This window comes from Streptomyces sp. NPDC059900 (assembly GCF_050270335.1).
In the GTDB taxonomy this organism is placed as follows: domain Bacteria; phylum Actinomycetota; class Actinomycetes; order Streptomycetales; family Streptomycetaceae; genus Streptomyces.
The window spans coordinates 1-1,672 of sequence record NZ_JBNNJZ010001022.1; the positions used below are offsets into that span (position 1 = coordinate 1).

The 1,672-nt window shown below is 70.5% G+C and carries 2 protein-coding genes; both read right to left on the reverse strand.

The features are described 5' to 3' along the window. Positions 1–895: hydroxyacid dehydrogenase (locus ACQKIP_RS46825; RefSeq protein WP_427745802.1), on the reverse strand; the 895-nt coding region annotated here is incomplete at its 3' end. After that, on the reverse strand, positions 892–1,672 hold a 781-nt coding region (locus ACQKIP_RS46830), incomplete at its 5' end, for a carbohydrate ABC transporter permease (RefSeq protein WP_427745803.1). The genes ACQKIP_RS46830 and ACQKIP_RS46825, both read right to left, overlap by 4 nt.

A 1,672-nucleotide genomic window follows, 5' to 3' on the forward strand; every position in this document is an offset into this window, starting at 1 on the left:
GGTCGTACAGCGGGCTGTGGGCGGGCAGCGGTTCGGGGTCGGTGACATCCAGGACGGCGTGCAGGCCGCCGCGGCAGGCCGCCTCCAGCGCCGCGGTGTCGATGAGGGAGCCCCGGGCGGTGTTGATGAGCACCGCGCCCGGCGGCAGGGCTGCCAGCTGCGCCGCTTTGATCATGTGGCGGGTTGCGGGCAGTTCCGGTGCGTGCAGGCTCAGGACGTCGGCCTGCGGGAGGGCCTGCGCGAGCTGTGCCGGTTCGGCTCCGGCGGCAATGATCTCGTCGGGGTCCGCCACGGGGTCGACGACCAGGACCCGGGCGAGGTCCAGGGTGCGCAGGAGGGCGGTGACCCGGCGGCCGATGCGGGAGAAGCCGACGAGGACGACCGTACGGTCGCGGCCGCTGAGTTCGCCTCGCTCGTGCACGTAGCTCCAGTCCTCGCGGAAGCGGCGTGCGTCCATGGCCAGGAAGGGCACCTTCTTGAAGGCCCACAGGATCGCGCCGAGGGTGTACTGGGCGACCGGCTCGGCGTTGCTGTCGGCGGCCGTGGTCACCAGCAGGCCGCGGTCGAACACGGCCGGTGGGACGTGGCCGCGTATGGATCCTGCGGCGTGCAGCACGGCCTTGAGGCGCGGAGCGGCTTGCAGGACGTGGGTGTCCAGGACCGGGCAGCCCCAGGAGGTGATCAGTACCTCGGCTTCGGCGAGGCGGGCGCGGACGGCGGCGGATTCCAGGTCGGCGGCGCTCAGCGGCTGCCCGATCGAGGCGGCGGCGTGCAGTCGGGCCAGTTCCTGCGGCCCGAACTGGGTGCGCAGGGTGCGGTCGTTCATCAGCAGCAGCGTCTCGGGCCTGCGCGGCGTGGCGGGCGGGCCGCTGCGGTCGGCTGCGCCCGCGGTCACTTGACGCTCCCTGCGGACAGGCCGCTGCGCCACTGGCGTTGCAGCACCACGAAGGCGGTGATCAGGGGCAGGACGGCGAGCAGTGATCCGGTGATGACCAGGGGGTTGTAGTCGGGGAACTGCGGGGCCCGGGTGTTCCACTGGTAGATGCCCAGGGTCATGGGGAACAGCTGGGGGTCGGTGAGCATCACCAGCGGCAGGAAGAAGTTGTTCCAGATGCTGACGAACTGGAAGAGCAGGATGGTGACGAAGCCGGGCAGCATCATCGGCAGGGCGATGGTCAGGAAGATGCGGACCTCGCCGGCCCCGTCCAGGCGTGCTGCTTCCAGGACTTCGTCGGGTACGGCGGCATCGGCGAAGGTGCGCGCGAGGTAGACGCCGAAGGGGTTGCTCAGCAGCGGCAGGAAGACGGCCCAGAAGGTGTTCACGAGGTGCAGGTTGGAGGCGAGCAGGTACAGGGGCAGCGCCAGGGCGGTGGGCGGCACCAGGACGCCGGCCAGGGTCACCGCGAACAGGGCGCGGCGTCCGGGGAAGTCGAGTTTGGCGATGGCGTAGCCGCAGGCGGTGCAGATCAGAGCGCCCAGCACGGCGCCGACACCCGCGTAGAGCAGGGAGTTGCGGATCCAGTACAGGAAGACGCCGTCTTCCCGGGCGAACAGGTCGCGCAGATTGCCCCAGAGGTTGAAGTCGGCCAGTTCGAAGGCGCTGGTGGCGGAGAAGTCGCCGACGGATTTGGTGGCCGAGGTGACCAGCCACACCAGCGGCAGGATGCTGTAG